Source organism: Dactylosporangium thailandense (assembly GCF_059739745.1).
Genome location: NZ_AP029195.1, coordinates 1,594,178 through 1,614,488, shown reverse-complemented (window position 1 = coordinate 1,614,488; position 20,311 = coordinate 1,594,178). Strand labels below are relative to the sequence as shown.

17 protein-coding genes are annotated in these 20,311 nt (G+C 72.5%); 7 read left to right on the top strand and 10 right to left on the bottom strand.

Annotated features, from left to right (window positions below; all coding sequences use genetic code 11):
* Position 1: 1 nt before the first annotated feature.
* Genes AC6JBM_RS06970 through AC6JBM_RS06960 form a run of 3 tightly spaced genes read right to left on the bottom strand, consistent with a single transcriptional unit; the run spans position 2 to position 3,877 of the window.
* Positions 2-1,261: an ABC transporter substrate-binding protein gene (locus tag AC6JBM_RS06970; RefSeq protein WP_350611025.1), complete on the bottom strand. Its 1,260-nt coding sequence runs from the start codon at positions 1,259-1,261 to the stop codon at positions 2-4.
* 22 nt (positions 1,262-1,283) lie between these two features.
* Positions 1,284-2,879, bottom strand: a complete 1,596-nt coding sequence (locus AC6JBM_RS06965; RefSeq protein ID WP_497982768.1) for an FAD-dependent oxidoreductase — start codon at positions 2,877-2,879, stop codon at positions 1,284-1,286.
* Complete coding sequence (locus tag AC6JBM_RS06960; protein ID WP_350611027.1) at positions 2,876-3,877, bottom strand: LacI family DNA-binding transcriptional regulator; 1,002 nt, start codon at positions 3,875-3,877, stop codon at positions 2,876-2,878. Before AC6JBM_RS06960 ends, AC6JBM_RS06965 begins: the two co-directional genes overlap by 4 nt.
* Positions 3,878-4,026: 149 nt before the next feature.
* Here AC6JBM_RS06960 and AC6JBM_RS06955 point away from each other — a divergent pair, with 149 nt between their 5' ends.
* Complete coding sequence (locus AC6JBM_RS06955; RefSeq protein WP_497982767.1) at positions 4,027-5,004, top strand: twin-arginine translocation signal domain-containing protein; 978 nt, start codon at positions 4,027-4,029, stop codon at positions 5,002-5,004.
* Positions 5,005-5,092: 88 nt separating this feature from the next.
* On the opposite strand, the gene AC6JBM_RS06950 is transcribed toward AC6JBM_RS06955, so the two are convergent.
* The 3 genes from AC6JBM_RS06950 to AC6JBM_RS06940 form a co-directional block, all read right to left on the bottom strand.
* Positions 5,093-5,971 carry a class II glutamine amidotransferase gene (locus AC6JBM_RS06950; protein WP_497982766.1) on the bottom strand — a complete coding sequence of 293 codons (879 nt, stop codon included), beginning with the start codon at positions 5,969-5,971 and terminating at the stop codon, positions 5,093-5,095.
* A gap of 83 nt (positions 5,972-6,054) precedes the next feature.
* Entirely contained in the window at positions 6,055-8,355 is a 2,301-nt protein-coding gene (locus AC6JBM_RS06945) for a beta-glucosidase family protein (protein WP_497982765.1), read from the bottom strand.
* Entirely contained in the window at positions 8,352-9,341 is a 990-nt protein-coding gene (locus tag AC6JBM_RS06940) for a LacI family DNA-binding transcriptional regulator (RefSeq protein WP_497982764.1), read from the bottom strand. Before AC6JBM_RS06940 ends, AC6JBM_RS06945 begins: the two co-directional genes overlap by 4 nt.
* A gap of 153 nt (positions 9,342-9,494) precedes the next feature.
* Between AC6JBM_RS06940 and AC6JBM_RS06935 the strand changes: the two genes are divergently transcribed.
* From AC6JBM_RS06935 to AC6JBM_RS06910, 6 genes are all read left to right on the top strand, one after another.
* Positions 9,495-10,811 (top strand): ABC transporter substrate-binding protein, encoded by a 1,317-nt coding sequence (locus AC6JBM_RS06935; RefSeq protein WP_497982763.1) that lies wholly within the window; start codon positions 9,495-9,497, stop codon positions 10,809-10,811.
* A gap of 20 nt (positions 10,812-10,831) precedes the next feature.
* On the top strand, positions 10,832-11,788 hold the full coding sequence (locus AC6JBM_RS06930; RefSeq protein ID WP_350611033.1) for a carbohydrate ABC transporter permease: 957 nt from the start codon (positions 10,832-10,834) through the stop codon (positions 11,786-11,788).
* Positions 11,789-11,793: 5 nt separating this feature from the next.
* On the top strand, positions 11,794-12,606 hold the full coding sequence (locus AC6JBM_RS06925) for a carbohydrate ABC transporter permease (RefSeq protein WP_350611034.1): 813 nt from the start codon (positions 11,794-11,796) through the stop codon (positions 12,604-12,606).
* 153 nt (positions 12,607-12,759) lie between these two features.
* Complete coding sequence (locus tag AC6JBM_RS06920; protein WP_497982762.1) at positions 12,760-14,145, top strand: glycoside hydrolase family 10 protein; 1,386 nt, start codon at positions 12,760-12,762, stop codon at positions 14,143-14,145.
* A 1-nt stretch (position 14,146) separates the two neighbouring features.
* Positions 14,147-15,439, top strand: a complete 1,293-nt coding sequence (locus AC6JBM_RS06915) for an extracellular catalytic domain type 1 short-chain-length polyhydroxyalkanoate depolymerase (protein WP_497982761.1) — start codon at positions 14,147-14,149, stop codon at positions 15,437-15,439.
* 47 nt (positions 15,440-15,486) lie between these two features.
* A complete protein-coding gene (locus AC6JBM_RS06910) occupies positions 15,487-17,034 on the top strand; it encodes a PP2C family protein-serine/threonine phosphatase (RefSeq protein WP_497982760.1) in 1,548 nt (515 codons plus the stop codon).
* A gap of 61 nt (positions 17,035-17,095) precedes the next feature.
* Here the strand turns inward: AC6JBM_RS06910 and AC6JBM_RS06905 are convergent, their stop codons facing one another.
* From AC6JBM_RS06905 to AC6JBM_RS06890, 4 genes are all read right to left on the bottom strand, one after another.
* Positions 17,096-17,488, bottom strand: a complete 393-nt coding sequence (locus tag AC6JBM_RS06905; RefSeq protein WP_497982759.1) for an ATP-binding protein — start codon at positions 17,486-17,488, stop codon at positions 17,096-17,098.
* Positions 17,481-17,822: an STAS domain-containing protein gene (locus tag AC6JBM_RS06900; protein ID WP_497982758.1), complete on the bottom strand. Its 342-nt coding sequence runs from the start codon at positions 17,820-17,822 to the stop codon at positions 17,481-17,483. Before AC6JBM_RS06900 ends, AC6JBM_RS06905 begins: the two co-directional genes overlap by 8 nt.
* Positions 17,823-17,938: 116 nt before the next feature.
* A complete protein-coding gene (locus AC6JBM_RS06895; protein WP_497982757.1) occupies positions 17,939-18,844 on the bottom strand; it encodes a hypothetical protein in 906 nt (301 codons plus the stop codon).
* Positions 18,845-19,103: 259 nt separating this feature from the next.
* Positions 19,104-20,276, bottom strand: a complete 1,173-nt coding sequence (locus AC6JBM_RS06890; RefSeq protein WP_497982756.1) for a tetratricopeptide repeat protein — start codon at positions 20,274-20,276, stop codon at positions 19,104-19,106.
* Positions 20,277-20,311 lie beyond the last annotated feature (35 nt).

Here is a 20,311-nt window from a genome sequence, read left to right as displayed (position 1 = left end):
GTTACTTGGCCAGCAGGGGCTTCACGCCGGTGCAGACGTTGTCCAGCACGCTCTTGACGTTCGCGTCGGGCTTCCACAGCGGGTCGAGCGACGCGCGGACGTTCTGCGCGATCTCGGCCGAGCCGGTGTGGCTGGGCTTGACCACGCCGGTGGAGATGCCGTCGATGACGACCGACTGCAGCTGCGCGGGCTTGAGCAGCGGGTTGGTCTTGGCCATGGTCTCGGCGTTGAGCTGGCTCTTGCGGGCCGGCGGGAAGTACTGCGCGAGCTTGCCGCTGTTGGCCGGGTTGGTGAAGAAGGAGAGGAAGTCCGCGGCCGTGGCGGCGTGCTTGCTCTTCTTGAGCACCCCGAGGCCGGCCTGGCCGACGACCGAGTACTTGCCCTTGGGCCCGGCCGGCAGGGGCACCAGGTCCCAGCCGAACTTGGCGTCCTTGAGCAGCGAGGCGCGCGAGATCTGGGTGACCGTCATCGCCGACTGCCCGGCGAAGAAGTCCGCGGCCACGCCCGGGCCGGGCATCGCCTTGTCGGTGAAGACGGCCTTGTGCAGGGCGGTCATCGCGTCGACCATCTCGGGGGCGTTGAACCCGCACGTCTTGCCGTCGGCGCTCCAGGCCTGCGCGCCCCAGCCGGTCCAGACGGTCGAGAGGTTGCTCCAGGTCTTGTAGTCGAAGTCGCGGACCACGATCCCGGCGGTGCCGGTCTTCGCGTTGACCGCCGCGCCCTCGGCGAACGCCTTGTCCCAGGTCCAGGTGCCGGCGGTGACGAGGTCGGCCGGGTTGTCCTGGCCCGCCTGCTTGAGCAGGTCGGTGTTCACGAACATGCCGAACGGGGAGGTCGAGAACGGGTAGGCGTACAGCTTGCCGCCGTTCTGCCACAGCTTCGTGGCGGCCGGGGCGAGGTCGTCGGCCTGCTCGATCTTGTCCAGCGGCAGCAGCGCGCCCGAGCCGACGAAGTCCGGCGCCGAGTCCTCGAGGACCCAGGCCAGGTCCGGCCCGTTGCCGCCGGCGATCTGCGTGGTGAGCGTGGTCGAGTAGGACTCGAACGGCAGCGGGTCGAACTTGACGCTGACGTTCGGGTGGGCCGTCTTGTACTCGGCGGCGATGTCGTTGAACAGCTTGAGGTGGGCCTCGTTGGCCGACCAGATGGTCATGCGCAGCTCGACCGGGCCGGTGTCCTCGGCGGCGGGCGTGCTGCCCTTGCCGTCGCCGCACGCGGCGAGGGCGAGCAGCGACAGGGCTGCTATCGCGACACGGAACTTCATCGGGTTCTCCTTGGTGGGGGTGTCAGTAGCCGGCAATGTCGGGCCATGCCCGCTCGACCCCGTCGCGGTCGAGGCGGGCCTGGAACTCGGCGAGCAGGCCGGGGGTGTTGCGCACCGCGCGCGGGGAGCACGCGCGGTCCAGGCAGAACGCGGCCAGCGCACCGGCGGCCTCGCCCGCGTTCCACTCGACGGGATGCAGGCGGTAGGCGCCGTTGGTGATGTGGGTCGTGCCGATGTTCTTGCCGGCGGCCAGGATGTTGTCCATCCGGCGCGGGATGAGCGCGCCGAGCGGGATCTGGAACGGGCAGCAGCCGACGTCGATGTAGTGGTCGCCGCCGGTCGACGGGTGCAGGTCGATGCGGTACATCCCGACGCCGACCGAGTCGTGGTAGGCCACCGCGCCCTTGTCGCCGCGCACGGCGAGGGCCAGGTCCTGCTCGACGACCGTGGTCTCGGCGAGGATGCGCCGGGACTCGCGGATGTAGGGCGCCTGGGCCAGCCCGTCCGCGCTGCCGGTCACGTCGCCGCGCAGCCGCAGGCCGGGGAAGCCGGTCCCGCCGTCGGGGCGCGGGGCCTCGGTCTGCAGCCAGTACAGCACCGAGAACGCCTGCTCCCGGGCCGCCGCCAGGTGCTTCGCGGCGTCGGGCACGTCGATGACCGGGTGCTCGAAGTAGTCCAGCATCGGCCAGTTGACCAGGCAGATGTCGGACTCGTAGGTGCCCGGCACGAAGAGCTGGCGGGCGGCGATGCGCCGGAACGTCCACAGGTTGTGGTCGCCCGGGTTGCGGCGCTGGTCGGCGTCGACGGCGAGCGGGTCGTCGTCCGGGTTCGGGTGGAACACCCGCTCGGTCGGCTCCAGCGTGCGCGGGCTCGGCGCGCGGAACGACAGCAGCGGGCCGCCCCAGAACGGCGGGGCGTAGTCGCGCCAGAAGTCGTAGGTCGCCGGGCGGTCGATGGTGTGGTCGCCGTCGACGTGGTCGACCGCGAAGCACACCGAGACCGCCTGCATGTTGGCCGGCTGGGCGGTCGCGGGGGCGCTCGGCTCGCCGGTGTCGGCCTGCGACTCGAAGCCGGTGACGTACTCGGTGCCGGTCAGCGGCAGCAGGTCGCCGGTCTCGGTGGCGTCGAGCACGTAGGCGGCGCTGACGTCGACCGTCTCGCCGGTGTCGCGATGGCGCAGGGTCACCGCGGTGACCCGGTCGCCGTCGGTGGCCGCGGCCGCGGGCACGTACGGCTGCAGGACGGTCAGGGCGCCCTTGCTGCGGTAGGGCATCAGCATCGCCTCGAGCACGGCCACCGCGACCCGGGGCTCGTGGCAGAGCCGGCTCACGTGCCCCGCGCCCGGGTTCAGGTCGCCCCACGCGCGCGCCGCGGCGGTGAGCGGGTAGTGCCGCCGGTAGTAGTCGCGGATCCCCTCCCGCAGCGCGCGGTAGCTGGCCGTGACGCCGAACCGCTCCACCCACGAGTGCTCGTCCGGCGGCACCGCCTGGCTGGTGAGCTGGCCGCCGATCCAGTCGTACTCCTCCGTGAGCACGACCCGCCGGCCCGCCCGCAGCGCCGCGAGCGCCGCGGCGACCCCGCCGAGGCCGCCGCCGACGATCAGGACTTCAGTTCTCATGTATGCGTTTCCTTCAGGGTGGTTCCGGGGATGAGCTCGCAGGGCAGCAGGCGCTGCCGTTGGGTCTTCTGGCCGTCGAGGATCGCGGTGAGCACGTCCAGGGCCTGGGCCCCCATCGCCCGCCGCGGGATCTCGAAGCCGGTGAACTGGGTGCCGGTGGGGTCCGTGACGTGCCTGGTGGGCTGGCCGAGGGTGACGATCGACAGGTCGTGCGGGCCGACTTTCGCGGCCAGGGCGACGCCGTCGCCGTGCTCCTCCGCGAACACGGCCGTCGCGCCGGAGTCCAGCACCGCGTCGAGGTCGTCGGGCGGCAGGTGCAGGCCGGTGACCCCGGCCGCGGCCACGCCCCGGACGAAGCCGGCCTTGCGGTCGGCGTGCGACTCCGGCCCCTCCCCCTGGCCCATGTACACCAGGCGGGTGTGCCCAAGGCCGGCCGCCCGGCGCACGAGTGCCTCGGTCGCCCCGGCGTAGTCGGCGCCGACGAACGGCACCGGCCCGCCGGCGTCGTCGCGGCGGCCGACCGAGACGAACGGGAACCCGTCCGCCACCAGCCGGGCCAGCTCGTCGCTGTCGAGCGTGCGACCGATCAGGATGCAGCCGTCGGCCAGCCGCAGCCGGTTGCCCTCGTGGAAGATGCGCCGGCGCCCGGCCACCACCGGGGCGCTGGTCAGCAGGAGCAGGTCGCTGCCCAGGGCCTCGGCCCGCTCCTCGATGCCGACCAGGAACGGGTGGTAGAAGTCGCTGTTGCCGGCCGGGAACACCGGCTCGTAGGTGAACACGCCTATGATCCGGTTGTCCCGCGCGGCGAGCCGGCGGGCGATCGGGTCGGCGACGTAGCCGCTGTCCCGGATCGCCTGCAGCACCCGCTCGCGGGTCTCCGGCGCGATGCGCACGTCGCCGTCGGAGCGCCCGTTGAGCACGAGCGACACCGTCGCCTGGCTGACGCCGGTCATGCGGGCGATGTCCCGCTGGGTCAGGCGCCGGGGAGTTGCGGTCACGTGGGCCGTCCGATCCGTGCTAATGCGCATTACCACTCGATTGGCAGTGATCCTGGACCCTGCGACGAGGTTTCGTCAAGCCCGGACTCTCGCTGATAATTCGTATTAGCACCTTGACCCTGGGCGCGCGCAGTCACACACTCCCATGCATGAATCGCCGCCAACTCCTCAAGGGAGCGGCTCTGAGCACCGGCGCCGCCGCCATCGGCGCCCTGTCAGTGCGGGCAACGGCAGCGTCCGCCGCACCAGCCGGATTCCCCAACTACCAGTACATCGGCGTGCCGTTCAACAAGTCGGCACTGCGCTACAACCCCACCAACGAGCTGATCTTCCCGTGCATCCGGGGCGTGTACGACAAGATCAGCGGCGGCCTCGGCCGCTACTACCTCTACTACGCGCCGCACGAGAAGCCGGGCGGGATCTGCCTGGCCTACGGCAACTCGCTGAGCGGCCCGTTCACCGAGTACGCGGCCAACCCGATCATCAGCAACACCTGGTCGCCGTACTACTCGGTCAGCCATGTGTCGTCGCCGCACGTGCTGTGGAGCGCGTCGAACAGCAAGTTCTACTGTTACTTCCACGGCGAGAACAACACGACCCGGATGGCCTGGTCGACCGACGGCATCCACTACACCTACTTCGGCGTGGTGCTGAGCACGTCGATGGTGCCCGGCACGACCGAGACCTCCTACGCCCGCGTCTTCGAGCACACCGTCACGGGCCTGGGCAACAAGTACGTCATGCTGTTCATGGGCGTCACGAGCGGCACCCGCAAGATCTTCTGGGGCTGGTCCTCGGACGCCAAGAGCTGGCAGTTCGATCCGACCCCGCTGGTGTACCCCGGCCCGGACGGCCAGACCGACATCTCGGGCGCGCACCTGCTCAAGCGCAACGGCACCGCGTACGTCGTGTACCACGGCAACGGCGGGAACCAGTTCATCACCGAGGTCGGCAACGCCTTCGACCGCGAGGTGCACCTGGGCGTGTTCCACCCCGCGCTGTCGGGGGCACCGGACAACGGGCGCAGCGCGGCTCCGTCGTTCGGCACCGACGGCGGGGTGGAGTACATGTTCTACGAGGCCGGCGCGCGCCTGTCGGCCACGATCGCGGTCGCCCGCGCGGTCTGACGCGGCCGCACACGGTCACCGCGCCCGCGGCGATCGATCGGATGCGCCCGCCCGGCTCCGGCCCCCGGCCGCGGAGCCGGGCGGGCGCTCATCCGCTCGCGGCTTGCATGTCGCGGCGCCGGTCCCGGGCGCGGTCGCGGTCGGGGCGGAAGGAGCCGACGGTGTTGCCGTCCGGCGTCACGAGCTCGTAGCTGGACTCGGCGACCGGCTGCCAGGCGCCGACCAGGCCGCCCAGCGGCTCCGACACCACGATCCGGGTGCGCTCCTCCACCTGCTGCAGCACCGGGTTCTCCGGGTACATGGTGCGCAGCGTGTCGAGCTCGGTGCTGCAGTACAGCGAGCGGCTGTCGTGCTCGCTGGAGTACCGGAAGGCCCAGAGGCGCTCGCCGTCGGTGGTGGCGACGGTCATCTGCACCGGGTGCTCGATGCCCTGCCGCACGCCCTCGTCCTCGATGAAGGCGACCATGCGCTCCACGGCGCCGACCGGGTCGCGGGCCAGGCCGAACGTCAGCGCCAGGTAGAACATGAGCTCGGAGTCGGTCGAGCCGCCGATGTACGGGTACAGCGTGGGCTCGACGGCGAGCGTGAGGGTGCGCTTGAGCTCGGTGTAGCCGCGGATGCGCCCGTTGTGCAGCCACAGCCAGCGGCCGTGGCGGAACGGATGGCAGTTCGTCTGCTGCACCGGGGTGCCGGTGCTCGCCCGGATGTGGGCCAGGAACAGCCCGCTGCGCACCGAGCGCGCCAGCTCGCGCAGGTTGTCGTCGCCCCAGGCCGGGCCGGTCCCGCGGAACAGCGTCGGTTCGGGGTCGGCGCCCGGCGTGTACCAGCCGACGCCGAACCCGTCGCCGTTGGTGGTGCCGACCCCCAGCCGGGAGTGCATGCTCTGGTCGATGAGCGAGTGCTCGGGCTTGTAGAGCAGCTCCTCGAGCGCGATCGGCGAGCCGGAATACGCGAGCCATCGGCACATCTCGCACCTCCTCACCCGATCCTCGGCCGCTCCCGGCCCGGCCCCACTCACCCGATGCGAGTGAGCGGGGCCGGGCCGGGTGCTCAGGGCAGCAGGGTGCAGGCCGGATGCAGGCGCCGCGCCGCGCCGGCCTCGCGGGCCGGGCCGACGACCGGGACGCGGACGGCCGTGTGGACATCGGCGCTGGAGCGGGCGACGAGCAGCTCGATGTCGCCCGGCTCCACGATGCGCCGCCCGTCGCGGCCGGTGTAGGACAGCAGGTCCGCGTGCAGGGTCACCACGAGTGTGCGCGACTCGCCGGGCGCGAGGTCCACCCGCGGGGCCGCGAGCAGCTGACGCACCGGGCGGGCGACCTGGGCCACGGGGTCGTGGGCGTAGATCTGCACGACGGTGCTGACCTCGCGCGCGGCCGGGTTGTGCAGCGGCACCGTCAGCTCGATCTCCCCGTCGGTGGCCCACCCGTCCGGCGAGTGCAGCGACACCGCGCCCCACTCCGCGTCGGCGTAGGCCAGGCCGTGGCCGAACGGGAAGAGCTGGCTCGGGTCCACGGTCGACACCTCGCTGCGCCGGCCCAGGGGCGCGGCGAGGTAGGTGCTGGGCTGGGACGCGCCGGCGCCCGGGAAGCCGACCGGGAGCCGGCCCGACGGGTTCACGCGGCCGCTGAGGACACCGGCGAGCGCGCCGGCGCCCTCCTCGCCCGGGAAGAACGTGCACACCGCGGCGGCGAGCCGGTCGATCTGGCGGGACAGCTCGTAGGGGCGCCCGGCCAGCACGACGAGCACGACCGGGGTGCCGGTGGCCAGCAGCGCCTCGAGCAGCTCCTCCTGGCGGCCCGGCAGCCTCAGGTCGCGGGCGTCGCAGCCCTCGCCCGAGGTGCCGGTGCCGAACAGCCCGGCGAGGTCGCCGAGCACGGCCACGCACACGTCGGCCCCGGCGGCGGTGGCGGCCGCGGCGGCGATGTCCTCGTCGGTGCCGCCGAGGACGGGGCAGCCCTGGGCGTACGACACCGGGAAGCCGAGCCCGAGCGCGTCCACGATGGACGGTGCCTCGACGCCGAGCTCCAGGCCCTCGTGGTGGATGCCCACGTGGCGCGGGAACGAGTAGCAGCCGAACAGCGCGTCGGGGCGGTGCGCGCCGGGGCCGACGACGGCCAGGCGGGTGCCGGGCGCCAGCGGCAGGGCGCCGGAGTCGTTGTGCAGCAGCACGATCGAGCGCTCGGCGAGGCGCCGCGCGATGTCGCGGCCCTCGGCATCGTCCAATGGGGACGGTGCGGCGAGGTAGGCGGGCTCCGCCGCGAAGTCCGCGTCGAGCAGGCCGAGCTCGCACTTCTGCCGCAGGATCCGCTCGACCGCGCGATCGATGAGCGCCTCGCCGACGTCGCCGGCCTCGAGGGCCTTGAGCAGGGGGCCGCCGTAGCAGTTCACGCCGGGCAGCTCCACGTCGATGCCGGCCCGCAGCGCGGCGGCGGCGGCCTCGGCCCGGTCGGCCGCGACGCCGTGCAGCGACTCGAGGAACGCGATCGCGAAGTAGTCCGACACGACGGTACCGTCGAAGCCCAGTCGATCGCGCAGCAGCTCCGTGAGCAGCGCCGGGTCCGCGGCGACCGGCACCCCGTCGACGTCGGTGTAGTTGTTCATCACCGAGCGGGCCCCGGCCCGCAGCGCCATCTCGAACGGGGGCAGCAGCACGTCGGCGAGCTCGCGGGGGCCGATCGACACCGGGGCGAGGTTGCGCCCGGCTCGGGAGGCGGAGTAGCCGATGAAGTGCTTGAGGGTGGCCACGATCCCGGCGGACTGCAGCCCGCGCACGTAGGCCGCGCCGATGGTGCCGACGAGGTGCGGGTCCTCACCGATGGTCTCCTCGACGCGCCCCCAGCGCAGGTCGCGGGTCACGTCGAGGACCGGGGCGAGGCCCTGGTGGACGCCGAGCCGGCGCATGGTGGCCCCGATGTGCGCGCCCATCGCCTCGACCAGCCGCGGGTCGAAGCTCGCGCCCCAGGCCAGCGGCGTCGGGAAGATCGGCGCCCGCCAGGCGGCCAGGCCGGTCAGGCACTCCTCGTGCACGATCGCCGGGATGCCGAAGCGGCCGCCCGCGATGATCTGCCGTTGCAGGTCGGCGACGCGCCGCGCGCCGGCCTCGGGCTCGATCGGGGCGGAGCCGTAGAGCCGGGTCACCTGGCCGAGCCCGTGACGGACCAGCTCGGTCCAGTCGATGGGGTCGGGGGCCTGGTCGTTCTGGTGCGGGGCGACCTCACCGGCCGTGTCGTCGACGTTGAGCCAGGCCCCGTACATCTGCGCCACCTTCTCGCGCAGGGACATCCGCGCCATGAGGTCGGCCACGCGCACGGCGACCGGTTCACCGGCGTCCCGAAAAGCTTCTGTCACGCTCGTCGCTCCGTTTCCAAGGCCGCGGTGGACTGGCGCACCACGAGACGCGTGGCCAGCCGGACGTGGGTGTTGTCCACGGGCTCGCCGTTCATGAGCTGGATCAGCAGGTCGATCGCCCGGTGCCCCATCTCGTGGATGGGCTGCTCCACCGTGGTCAGGGGCGGGGAGGCCAGGGCGGCCTCGGGCACGTTGTCGAAGCCGACCACCGAGAGGTCCTCCGGCACCCGCAGCCCCATCGCGACCGCGACCTCGATGGCCGCGATGGCCGAGGTGTCGTTCGCGGCGAAGAGCGCCGTCGGGCGGTCCGGGCGCTCCAGCAGCCGCCGGGCCGCGGCCGCGGAGTCGTCGGCGTCGTAGTTGCCGGGCTGGATGAGCTCCGGGCCGGGCTCGATGCCGGCCGCGGCGAGCTCCTCGCGGTAGCCCTGCTCGCGCAGCTTGGCGGACTCGAGGTCCTCGCGGCCGCCGATGAGGGCGATGCGCCGGTGCCCGAGCTCGACCAGGTGCCGCACGCCCATCCGGGCCCCGGCGAGGTTGTCCGAGTCCACGGTCGGCAGCCCGGTCGGCCCGGTGTGCGGGTCGACGGCGACCACGGCCTGCCCGAACTCGACCTCGACCACGGTCGGGGTGACCAGGATGGCGCCGTCGACCAGGGTGCCGGACAGGCGTGAAAGGTACCGCTGCTCCCATCCGGCGTGATCGACCGTGCGCCCGCCGGCCGAGTACACGACCAGCTCGTACCCGGTGCCCTTGATCGCCTTGGCGGCTCCCTTGAGCAGCTCCGTGGAGAACGGCTCGAGGTCGGCCACGAGGATGCCGATCACGTTGGTCTTGTGGTTGCGCAGGCTCTGCGCGACCAGGCTGGCCTCGTAGCCCAGCTCGCGGATGACCGCCTGGACGTGCGCGCTGGTCGCCGCGGACACCCCGTAGCGGGCGTTGAGGACCTTGGACACCGTCGCGACCGAGACGCCGGCGGTGGCCGCCACGTCTCGGATCGTGACTCGGGAACTGGGTTTCACGAGGGCACCATAGCGTCCGATAACGTTATCGACAACGATTGACAACGCTCATAACCAAGGCGCAGACTCTGCGGTCATCGAGGGCCGAGCCCTGTAGCTCGCCCCTGCCCCCGTCAGGAGATGATCACTTTGAACGTCCGCCTGAGCACCCCACGGAGGCTGGCCGCGATCGCCGTCGCGTTGTCGATGGCGCTCCCCTCCCTGACCGCTTGCGGAGATGACAGCAAGGACACGCCGGCCGATGCCAACGCCCCGGTAACGCTCACCTGGTGGCACAACGGCCAGCAGGACCCGGCGCTCGGCGTCTGGCAGTCAGTCGCCGACCAATACCACAAGGACCACCCCAACGTGACGTTCAAGGTCGAGCCGGCCCAGAACGAAGCGCTGAAGACGAAGATCTCGGTGGCGCTGCAGTCACCGAACCCGCCCAGCATCTTCCAGCAGTGGGGCGGCGGCGCCCTGGCCACGCAGGTCGAGTCCGGCAAGATCATGGACATGACCGAGCAGGTCAAGCCGTGGATCGGCGAGCTCGGCCAGGCCGCGACCGGCTGGCAGGTCGAGGGCAAGCAGTACGGCATCCCCTACGACCTGCACGTCGTGGGCTTCTGGTACCGCAAGGACCTCTTCGAGCAGGCCGGCATCGCCGCCCCGCCGAAGACGATGACCGAGCTCAACGACGCGGTCGCCAAGCTCAAGGCCAAGAACATCACGCCGATCTCGATCGGCAGCAAGGACAAGTGGCCGGACGCGTTCTGGTGGTCGTACTTCGCCATCCGCGAGTGCTCCACCGACACCGTCAAGTCCACGGTGAAGAACCTCAAGATGGACGACCCGTGCTGGGTCAAGGCCGGCGAGGACCTCAAGGCGTTCCTGGCCACCAACCCGTTCCAGAACGCGTTCCTGGGCACCCCGGCCCAGCAGGGCGCGGGCAGCTCGGCGGGCCTCGTCGCCAACGGCAAGGCCGCGATGGAGCTGCAGGGCGACTGGGAGCTGCCCACGATGATCCCGCTGACCGAGGACAAGCAGTTCGCCTCGAAGCTCAGCTGGTTCCCGTTCCCGACCATCGAGGGCGGCAAGGGCACGCCGGGCACCGCGCTCGGCGGCGGCGACGGCTTCTCCTGCGCGGTGAAGGCCGGGCCGGCGTGCGCGGACTTCCTCAAGTACATCGCCAGCACCGACGTGCAGACGAAGCTGGTGCAGACGAACACCGCGACCCTGCCGTCGAACCCCAAGGCCATCTCGGCGATCCAGGACCCGTCGCTCAAGACGGTGCAGGAGTACCTCAACTCGGCGCCGTACATCCAGGTGTACTTCGACCAGGCGCTGCCGACGAGCGTGGGCCAGGCGTTGAACGACGCGGTCGCGGACTTCTTCGCCGGCAAGGGCTCGCCGCAGAGCATCGTCGACGCCTTCACCAAGGCGGTCGCGAACAAGTGACGCAATCGGGTGGTATCGCCGTGGCGGCGGCACCACCGGCCAGGGCCGGTCGCGCAGCGTCGCGACCGGCCCGCCGGCCGGGCGGGCGCCGGGCCAAGCGGCTCGAGCTCGCGCTGCTGCTGACCCCGGCGCTGGTGCTGTTCGTCGGATTCGTGCTGCTGCCGATCGCGGCGGCCGTCTACTACAGCTTCTACAAATGGACCGGCTTCAGCCCGCGCACCTGGTTCGGGCTGGGCAACTACTCGCGGGTGCTGGAAGACGAGGTCTTCCTGCACTCCCTGCTGCACAACATCGTCATCGCGGTGCTGTCGGTGGTCATCCAGCTGCCGCTGTCGATCGGCATCGCGCTGCTGCTCAACGGCAGGATCAAGGGCCGGGCGGCGCTGCGGCTCATCGTGTTCGCGCCGTACGTGCTCTCCGAGGCCATCACCGCCGTGGTGTGGCTGCTCATGCTGCAGCCGGACGGGCTGGTCGACCAGATCTTCAAGGCGGCCGGGCTCGGCGGGGTCATCCAGGACTGGCTCGCCGACGGCGACCTGGTGCTCTACACGCTGTTCGTCGTGATCACGTGGAAGTACCTGGGCTTCGGCATCATCCTGCTGCTGGCCGGCCTGCAGAGCATCCCGCCGGAGCTGCGCGAGGCCGCCTCGACCGACGGGGCCACGGCCTGGCAGACCACGCGCAGCATCGTGCTGCCGCTGCTCGGCCCGACGATCCGGATCTGGATCTTCCTGTCCATCATCGGCTCGCTGCAGCTGTTCGACCTCGTCTGGATCATGACGCTGGGCGGCCCCGCGAACGCCTCCAGCACGATGGCCACCTACCTGCTCGACCACGGCTTCAGCCGCTACGAGTTCGGCTACGGCAGCGCGGTCGCGGTCGTGCTCTTCGCGGTGTGCTTCGTCTTCGCGCTGATCTACCAGCGCTTCGCCCTGCGCCGCGACACCGAGGGCGCCCTGACCCGCATCGTGGAGTGAACGGCATGGCCAAGCGCACGCTCATCTACCTGGTGGCGTTGGTCGTCGTCGGCGTCACCGTGGTCCCGCTGCTGTTCACCATCCTCGGCGGCTTCCGCACCAACGCCCAGATCAACACCTCCCCGGCCGGCTGGCCGCACCCCTGGGTGCTGACCAACTTCACCGACGTGCTGTCCTCGGCGGTCTTCTGGCGGGCCATGGGCAACAGCGCGTTCATCGCCGTCATCGCCACCGGGCTCGCGGTCGCCACCGGCGCGATGGCGGCGTTCGCCCTGTCGCGGTACACGTTCAAGGGCCGCGAGGGCCTGTACACGCTGTTCACCATCGGGCTGCTGTTCCCGGTGACGGCCGCGGCCCTCCCGCTGTACCTCCTGCTGCGCCAGCTCGGCCTGCTCGAGCACCCGCTCGGCGTGGCCCTGCCGGAGGCGGCGTTCTCGCTGCCGATCACCATCGTGATCCTGCGCCCGTTCATGCACGCGATCCCGGGCGAGCTCGAGGACGCGGCGGCCATGGACGGGGCCGGCCGGCTGGGCTTCTTCTGGCGGATCCTGCTGCCGCTGAGCCGGCCGGCGCTGACCACCGTCGCCATCCTCGCGTTCGTGACGAGCTGGAACGCGTACCTGCTGCCGATGCTCGTGCTGTCCGATCCGACGGACTTCACGCTGCCGCTGGGGGTCGCGGCGTTCCAGACGCAGTACTCCCAGGACACCGCGCGCATCCTGGCGTACACGGCCGCCTCGATGATCCCGGCAATCGGCTTCTTCGTGTTCGCGGAACGGCGCATCGTGGGCGGCTTAACGGGTTCAGTAAAAGGCTGAAACATTTGCCGTTGTAAGTTTCATCAATTGCGTTTTCGATACCGCGTTCAACCTGGTGAGAACCTCCGTAGCGTATCTTTTCCGCGCATTTCCGGGAACGCTGGAAGCGCCCGCGAATCAGCGGGAAAGAATACGTTTCGGAGGACTCCCGCCATGAACAGAGCAAGGACCGGGGGCGCGATCGCACTGGCCGGCGCGGCCGCGATCGCCGTCGTCGTGGGCCTCGCGAGCAGTGCTCAGGCCGCCACGACCCTGGGCGCCTCGGCCGCGGACAAGGGGCGGTACTTCGGCACCGCCGTCGCCGCCTACAAGCTCAGCGACGCCACCTACAGCGGCATTCTCGACCGCGAGTTCAACATGATCACGCCCGAGAACGAGATGAAGTGGGACGCCACCGAGCCCACCCAGGGGCAGTTCAGCTACGGCAGCGCCGACCAGATCGTGGCGCACGCGAACGCCCACGGGCAGCGGATGCGCGGGCACGCCCTCGCCTGGTACTCGCAGCAGCCGTCGTGGGCGCAGAACATGTCCGGCACCGCGCTGCGCAACGCGATGGTCAACCACATCACCAACGTCGCCTCCCACTACCAGGGCAAGATCTACGCCTGGGACGTGGTGAACGAGGCCTTCGCCGACGGCAGCGGCGGCGGGCGGCGCGACTCGAACCTGCAGCGCACCGGCAACGACTGGATCGAGGTCGCCTTCCGCACCGCGCGGGCCGCCGACCCGGGCGCGAAGCTGTGCTACAACGACTACAACACCGACGGGCAGAACGCGAAGAGCAACGCGGTCTACGCGATGGTGCAGGACTTCAAGGCCCGCGGCGTGCCGATCGACTGCGTCGGCTTCCAGTCGCACATCAACTCCGGCTCCCCGCTGCCGTCGGACTACCAGGCCAACCTGCAGCGCTTCGCCGACCTCGGCGTCGACGTGCAGATCACCGAGCTGGACATCGCCGGCTCCGGCACCGCGCAGGCGAACTCCTACGCCAGCGTCGTGAAGGCCTGCCTGGCCGTGTCCCGCTGCACCGGCATCACCGTGTGGGGCATCCGCGACAGCGACTCGTGGCGCAGCGGCGACACGCCCCTGCTGTTCGACAACAACGGCAACAAGAAGGCGTCGTACACGTCCACATTGGACGCCCTCAACGCCGGCGGCACGTCCTCGCCGCCGCCGGTGAGCACGTCGCCGTCGCGCAGCACCTCGCCGTCGCCGTCGGTGTCGCCGTCCGTGTCGCCGTCGAACCCCGGTGGTGGCGGCAACGGCTGCACGGCCACCACGTCGGTCAACCAGTGGCAGGGCGGGTTCGTCGTCACCGTCCGGGTCACCGCCGGAGCGTCCGCCATCAACGCGTGGACCGTCGGGCTCACGCTGCCCAGCGGCACCACCGTCACCAGCACCTGGAACGTCACCCGCTCCGGCAACAGCTGGAGCAACGTCTCCTACAACGGGCACGTGAACGCGGGCCAGTACACCGAGTTCGGCATCCAGGGCACCGGCACCGCCGGCAGCCTCTCCCCCACCTGCGCGGGGAGCTGACATGCGCCGTCTGCTCGCCGTCGCCGCCGGCATCGCCATGGCTCTCGCCGGCGTCTTCGTGCTCGCCCAGCCCGCGCAGGCCGCGACGCTGACCGAGGTGACGAACTTCGGCACCAACCCCTCCGGGCTGCGGATGCACATCTTCGTGCCCGACAACGTGCAGGCGAAGCCGCCGATCCTGGTGGCCGTGCACTACTGCACCGGCTCGGGCCCGGCGTTCTACTCCGGCACCGAGTTCGCGTCGCTGGCCTCGCAGTACGGCTTCATCGTCGTGTATCCGTCGGCCACCCGCAGCGGGGCCTGCTTCGACGTCTCGTCGCCGCAGGCGCTCACCCGGGGCGGCGGGAGCGACCCGGTCGGCATCATGTCGATGGTCACCTACACCGAGCAGCACTACAACGGTGACCCGAACAAGGTCTACGTCACCGGCGCCTCCTCCGGCGCGATGATGACCAACGTCCTGCTCGGCGACTACCCGGACGTGTTCAAGGCCGGCGCCGCGTTCATGGGCGTGCCGTTCGGCTGCTTCGCCACCACCGACGGCTCGTCGTGGAACAGCCAGTGCTCCAGCGGCCAGCGCATCTACACGCCGCAGCAGTGGGGCGACATGGTCCGGGCCGCCTACCCGGGCTACTCGGGCCCCCGCCCGCGGATGCAGCTGTGGCACGGCACGACCGACACCACCCTCGCCTACCCGAACTTCGGCGAGGAGATCAAGCAGTGGACGAACGTGCTCGGCGTCAGCCAGACGCCGGCGCTGACGGACACCCCGCGTTCGGGCTGGACCCGCACCCGTTACGGCAGCGCGAGCGTCGCGCCGCCGGTCGAGGGCATCAGCGTCAGCGGCGTCGGGCACTCCCTGCCGCTGGCCGGGCAGGCCGCGATGGCGATCGAGTTCATGGGCCTCAACACCCAGGGCACCACGCCCCGGCCCTCGTCCTCGTCGGCCTCGCCGCGTCCGTCCGGCTCCTCGGCCTCGCCGTCCGTGTCGCCCTCCAGCCCGGGCGGCGGCGCCGGCGGCTGCACGGCGACCACGTCGGTCAACCAGTGGCAGGGCGGGTTCGTCGTCACCGTCCGCGTCACCGCCGGAGCGTCCGCCATCAACGCGTGGACCGTCGGGCTCACGCTGCCGAGCGGCGCGACCGTCACGAGCACCTGGAACGTCACCCGCTCCGGCAACACCTGGAGCAACGTCTCCTACAACGGGCACGTGAACGCGGGCCAGTACACCGAGTTCGGCATCCAGGGCACCGGCACCGCCGGCACCCTGACGCCCACCTGCTCGGCCTCCTGACCCACCGCACAGCCGCCGCGATCGCCCGGTGCCGATAGGCTGCGGGCATGGCAGACGACGCCGACGCGATCGCGGCGGTCGTGCGGGAGATCCTGGCTGTCGTACCAGCCGGCTGCACCTGGCTGCGCCCCGTCCACGACGCCGCGGGCGAGGTGTCGGACTTCCTCGTCGCGGCCACCAGCGACGCGGGCGCCGACCTCTACGGCCTCGGAGCCGCACGCGTCGGGCGGTCGATCACGCAGCTGTACCCGACGGTCGCCGGCGGCCCGCTGTGGGCGCTCTACCTGCGGGTGCTGCGCACGGGCGCCCCGGCCACGCTGGACGACTTCCGCTTCGCGCAGCACTCCGCGGGCGTGGCCACCGACTCGAGCTTCGTGATCAGCGCGCACCCGGTGCTCGGCGGGCTGCTCGTGTGGTGGGAGCGCGTCGACGAGGCGCGGCGCCGCCTCGACCGGACCGAGTCGCTGGGCAGTCTCGGCTGGTCGGAGTACGACCTCGTCACCGGGCGGATGGAATGGTCGCCGGGGCTGTACCGCATCTTCGAGCGCGACCCGGCCCTGGGCCCGATGCCGCTCGCCGAGCAGTCCGCGGCCGTCGTGCCCGAGGACCGTCCGCTCGCCCAGCTGTCATGGCAGACCCTCGACAGCGGTTCCCCCACGCGCCCGGGCGACGGCGCGACGGCCGACGTCACCGTGCGCTTCCAGGTCGGGGACGCCGTCAAGCACCTGCGCGTCCTGTCCGACCTGGCCCGCGACGCCGGCGGGGCGCCGCTGAAGATCTACGCCGTCGTGCAGGACGTGACCGCACGCGAGCGGTCCCGCGGGGCCATCGAGCGGCTCAGCGACCAGCTGCACACGCGCGAGATGACGGCCCTGGCCGAGCACCGCCTCGCGGCGCAGCTGCAGCAGCTCATCCAGCCGGTGCCGCGCGAGCCGTTCCCGCTCAACGGGCTGCGGGCCACGGTCGGCTACCTGCCCGCCGAGAGCGCGCTGCGGGTCGGCGGGGACTGGTACCACGCGCAGACCCTCCCCGACGGCTCGGTCGTGCTCGCCGTCGGCGACGTGTCCGGGCACGGCCTCGAGGCCGCCAACGGCATGGCGCACCTGCGCTTCGCCCTCGTCGCGTGGCTGTCCATCGGCATCCGCGAGCCGGGGACGCTGCTGGGCCACATGAACCGGCTCTGCGTGCAGCTCGGCATCACCGGCACCGCGGTCGTGGGCGTCTACGACGCCGCCGGCCGCCGGCTCACCTGGGCCCGGGCCGGGCACAGGCCGCCGCTGCTGGCGCGGGGCGGGACGGCCGCCGAGCTGCCGCTGACGCCGGGGCTGCTGCTCGGGGCGGCGGCGGACGCCGGCTACCCGGCGGTGCGCACCGCGCTGGAGCCGGGCGACGTGGTGCTGCTCTACACCGACGGGCTGGTCGAGCGGCGGACGATGGAGGTGGGCACGCACCTGGACTGGGTGAAGGCGGCGCTGTCGGCGGCGACCGAGCCGGGCGTCACCGACCCGCTGCCGGGCCTGCGCAAGCTGCTGCGCCGCCCGAGCCCGGACGACGACACGTGCACCCTGGCCGTGCAGGTGCTGAGCGATCCCTAGCCGATCCCTGGCGGACGCCTAGCCGATCCCGGACGACGCCTGGCCGAAGTCTGGTCGGTGCCTAGCCGATCCCCAGGCGGAGCCGCACGATCGAGCCCCGGGTGCCCGCGAAGCCGGCCACGTCGTCGCACACCATCGCCACGATCGCCAGGCCGCGGCCGCGCATCGCGTCGGCCGCGGGCATGGCCGCGCCGAAGTGCAGCACCGGCCCCTGGTCGAGCACGTCGCAGAAGACCTGCCCGGACTCGGACCACAGCTGGACCTCGCCGCCCTCCTCGGTGTACTGCAGCGTGTTCGTCGCCAGCTCGTTCACGGCGAGCGTCAGCAGGTCGGCCCGGTCGCGGGACAGCCCGAGCGCGAGCGCGCGGGCGGTCACGAACGCGCGGACGGCGGCCAGGTCGGACACCAGCCGGTAAGCGATCGACTCGCCGGGAAGCGCCGGATGCTCAACCATCGCGGGCACCGTCTCCGTCGGCCCCGCCCTGCGGGCTCAGCAGCCCGCCGACGCCGGTGATCTCCAGGACGTGCGCGACCATCCCGGCCGCGCCGACGACGCTGAGCCGCCCGCCGCGGTCCCGGGCCGCCCGGAAGGCGGTCACCAGCGCGTGCACGCCGCTGGAGTCCAGGAACGTGAGCCCGCCCAGGTCCACCACGACCTGCGGCGATGCGTCCACCGCCGTCATGAGGGCCGCCGTGCACTCCTCACGGGCCGACAGGTCACACTCCCCGGAGAGCACAACCGCCGCCCGGAGCCCGTCGACCGATGTCACCGCCTCGAACCGCGCCATCCGACCGCGGCCCCTTCCTAGGGTGTCCGGACCTTCGCGACACATCATGGCATCCGCGGCGGTCGTCGTCCGCCGCGGATGCCGCAAGTGTCGCCGGACGCGTTCGCCCGCAAGGATCAGGCCCGCCGCCGCGCGGCCCGAACCAGCACAAAGCCGACGCCCACCAGGGCCAGCCCGGTCCCGCCGACGCCGGCCACATTCACGCCCGTCACGGCCAGCACCGGGCGCCGGTACAGCCCCGCGTCGAGCACGACGGACCCGCCCCCGGCGATCGTGATCACGTCGGAGACCCCGAACACGGCCGGCCCGCCCGCATCCGTGAACGGCACGAAGTCCGAGTCGCGGCCGCGGTCGTTGCCGGCCCCGGCGCGCGTGAACGCCCACTCGACCGCCGGGATGTTCCCGTTGCCGTCGACGCGCCCGGCCCCGATGAGCACGACGACGCTCCCCGCCGGCAGGCCGCTCACGGTGTACGTCCCGTCGCGCCCGGTCACCGCCTGCCGCACGTCGCCGCCGCTCGTGTCGCGCGCCCGCATCCGTGCGGCCAGATGCTTGACGAGGTCCTGCTTGGACGACCCGGCGAGCTCCCCGACGGCGAAGACGGCGACGGGCAGCCCGGCGATGCCCGGCTCACCGTCCTGCCGGATGCCGTCGCGGTTGCGGTCGTTCCAGGCCCGCCCGCGCACCGACACGGCCGCCGCGGCCGCCGACGCCTGACCGGCCGCCGACGCCCGACCGGCCCCGGACGCCTGACCGGCCGCGGACGCCCGACCGGCCGCCGATGCCCGACCGGCCGCCGATGCCGACGGCACCGCCGCCGCGCGCGGCCGCCCGGCCGAACCGGACGCCGAGGCCGACGGCACGGCGGCCCGAGCGGCACCCGACGGCGCGGCCGAGGCGGCGGACGCGCTGGGCGCGACCGCCTCCGCGTGGGCCGCGGACGCCAGCCCGGCCAGCCCGATCACGACCACCGCCACCGGCACCAGCATTCGCCGCACCCGAGCCACGTCCCGCTCGCCCATCGCACATCCACCTCGTCCGAACGGGCCACCCAGCGCGGCCCGAAGAGACGATAAGTGCAAAATGCCCGATTCGTCGGCATCGCCGGCCACCGTGTCGCGGCGAAGTCCCCGAACGGGTGATCGCGGTCGCGACGGTTCAGCGGTTCAGCGGAAGGCGGCACCGCCACGGCGCGTCGGAGACGGGCGGCGCCGGCGCGGCGGGTCAGGAGCGCCCGGCACCGTCGCGGGCGGCGGGTCAGAGACGGGCGGCGCCGGCGGGTCAGGGGCGGGCGGTGCCGTCGCGGGCGGCGGCGAGGTGGACGCGGGCCAGGGCCAGGGCCTCGTCGTCGCGCGGCTCGGCGTGGGACAGCGCGGCCACCACGCGCTCGTGCCAGATCACCGCGAGGGCCGGGGCGCCCGCGTCGTCGAAGGCCTCCGCCACCTCGGCCAGGTAGCGCACGGTCGGCGGCGCGTCGGGGCCGTCGCGCTCGGCGAGGAGGGCGAACAGGCGCTCGTACACCTCCTGGGCCGCCGCCTCGTCGCCCGCCGCCAGGTGCGCCTCGGCGAGGTCGTCCAGCGCGTCGTCGGGCTCGCCCTCGGCCGGGTCGTGGTGGACGGGCTCGTAGAGGGGCACGGCGCGCTCGGGGTGGCGGCCGCGCAGGTACACGCGGGCGAGGGTGTCCCGGGCCGCCCGCGTCTCGGGCGCGTCCGGGCCGTGGCGCAGCTCGTGCCACTGCAGCGAGGCCTCGTACTGGGCGGTCGCCGCGCCCAGGGTGCCCATCCGCTCGTAGAGGTCCGCGAGGCGCTCGAGGCTCGCGAGCACGATCGGGGCGCCCGGGCCGTGGACGCGTTCAAGGCTCTCGATCGTGCGGTGGTACTGCCGCTGCGCCCCCAGCAGGCTCCGGTACGCCCGCAGCGCGCCGCGGTGCAGGCTCGCGTAGCGGATCGTGTCCCGCTCGTAGACGGCCGCGAGGGCCAGCCGCAGCCCGACGGTGCGCCGGTGGTCGGGGCCGAGCCCGCGCACCGCGTCGGCGATCGCGCGCCGGAGCAGGTGCCGGGCCGCCGCGGTGTCCCCGGCCCGCTCGTGGGCCTGGGCCAGCCGCAGCCGCACGTGCGCGGTGGCGGCGTGGCGGGGGCCGGCCGACCGCAGGGCATCGGCCAGCACCGCCTCGAGCACGGTGGCGTCGCCGCCGCCGGCGTGGGCGAGCGCGGCCCGGGTCTCGAGCACCTCGGGGTCGTCACTCGCCCGGGTGCGCAGCTGCTCGTCGAGGATCGCCGTGAGGTGCGCGGCGGCGGCGGCGCGGCGCTCGTCGAGCTCGCCCAGCCGCTCGGCGAGGGCCAGCCGGTCGGCGAGGGCGGGGCCGGCGGCGGTGGTCAGGGCGGCCTCGATGGCCGGACCGAGCCGCTCGCGCTCCGCGCCGGTGCCGGCCTCCCAGGCCGCGATCAGGTCCACGATCGGAGGCTACTCCGGCGACACCCGGTGGGGGT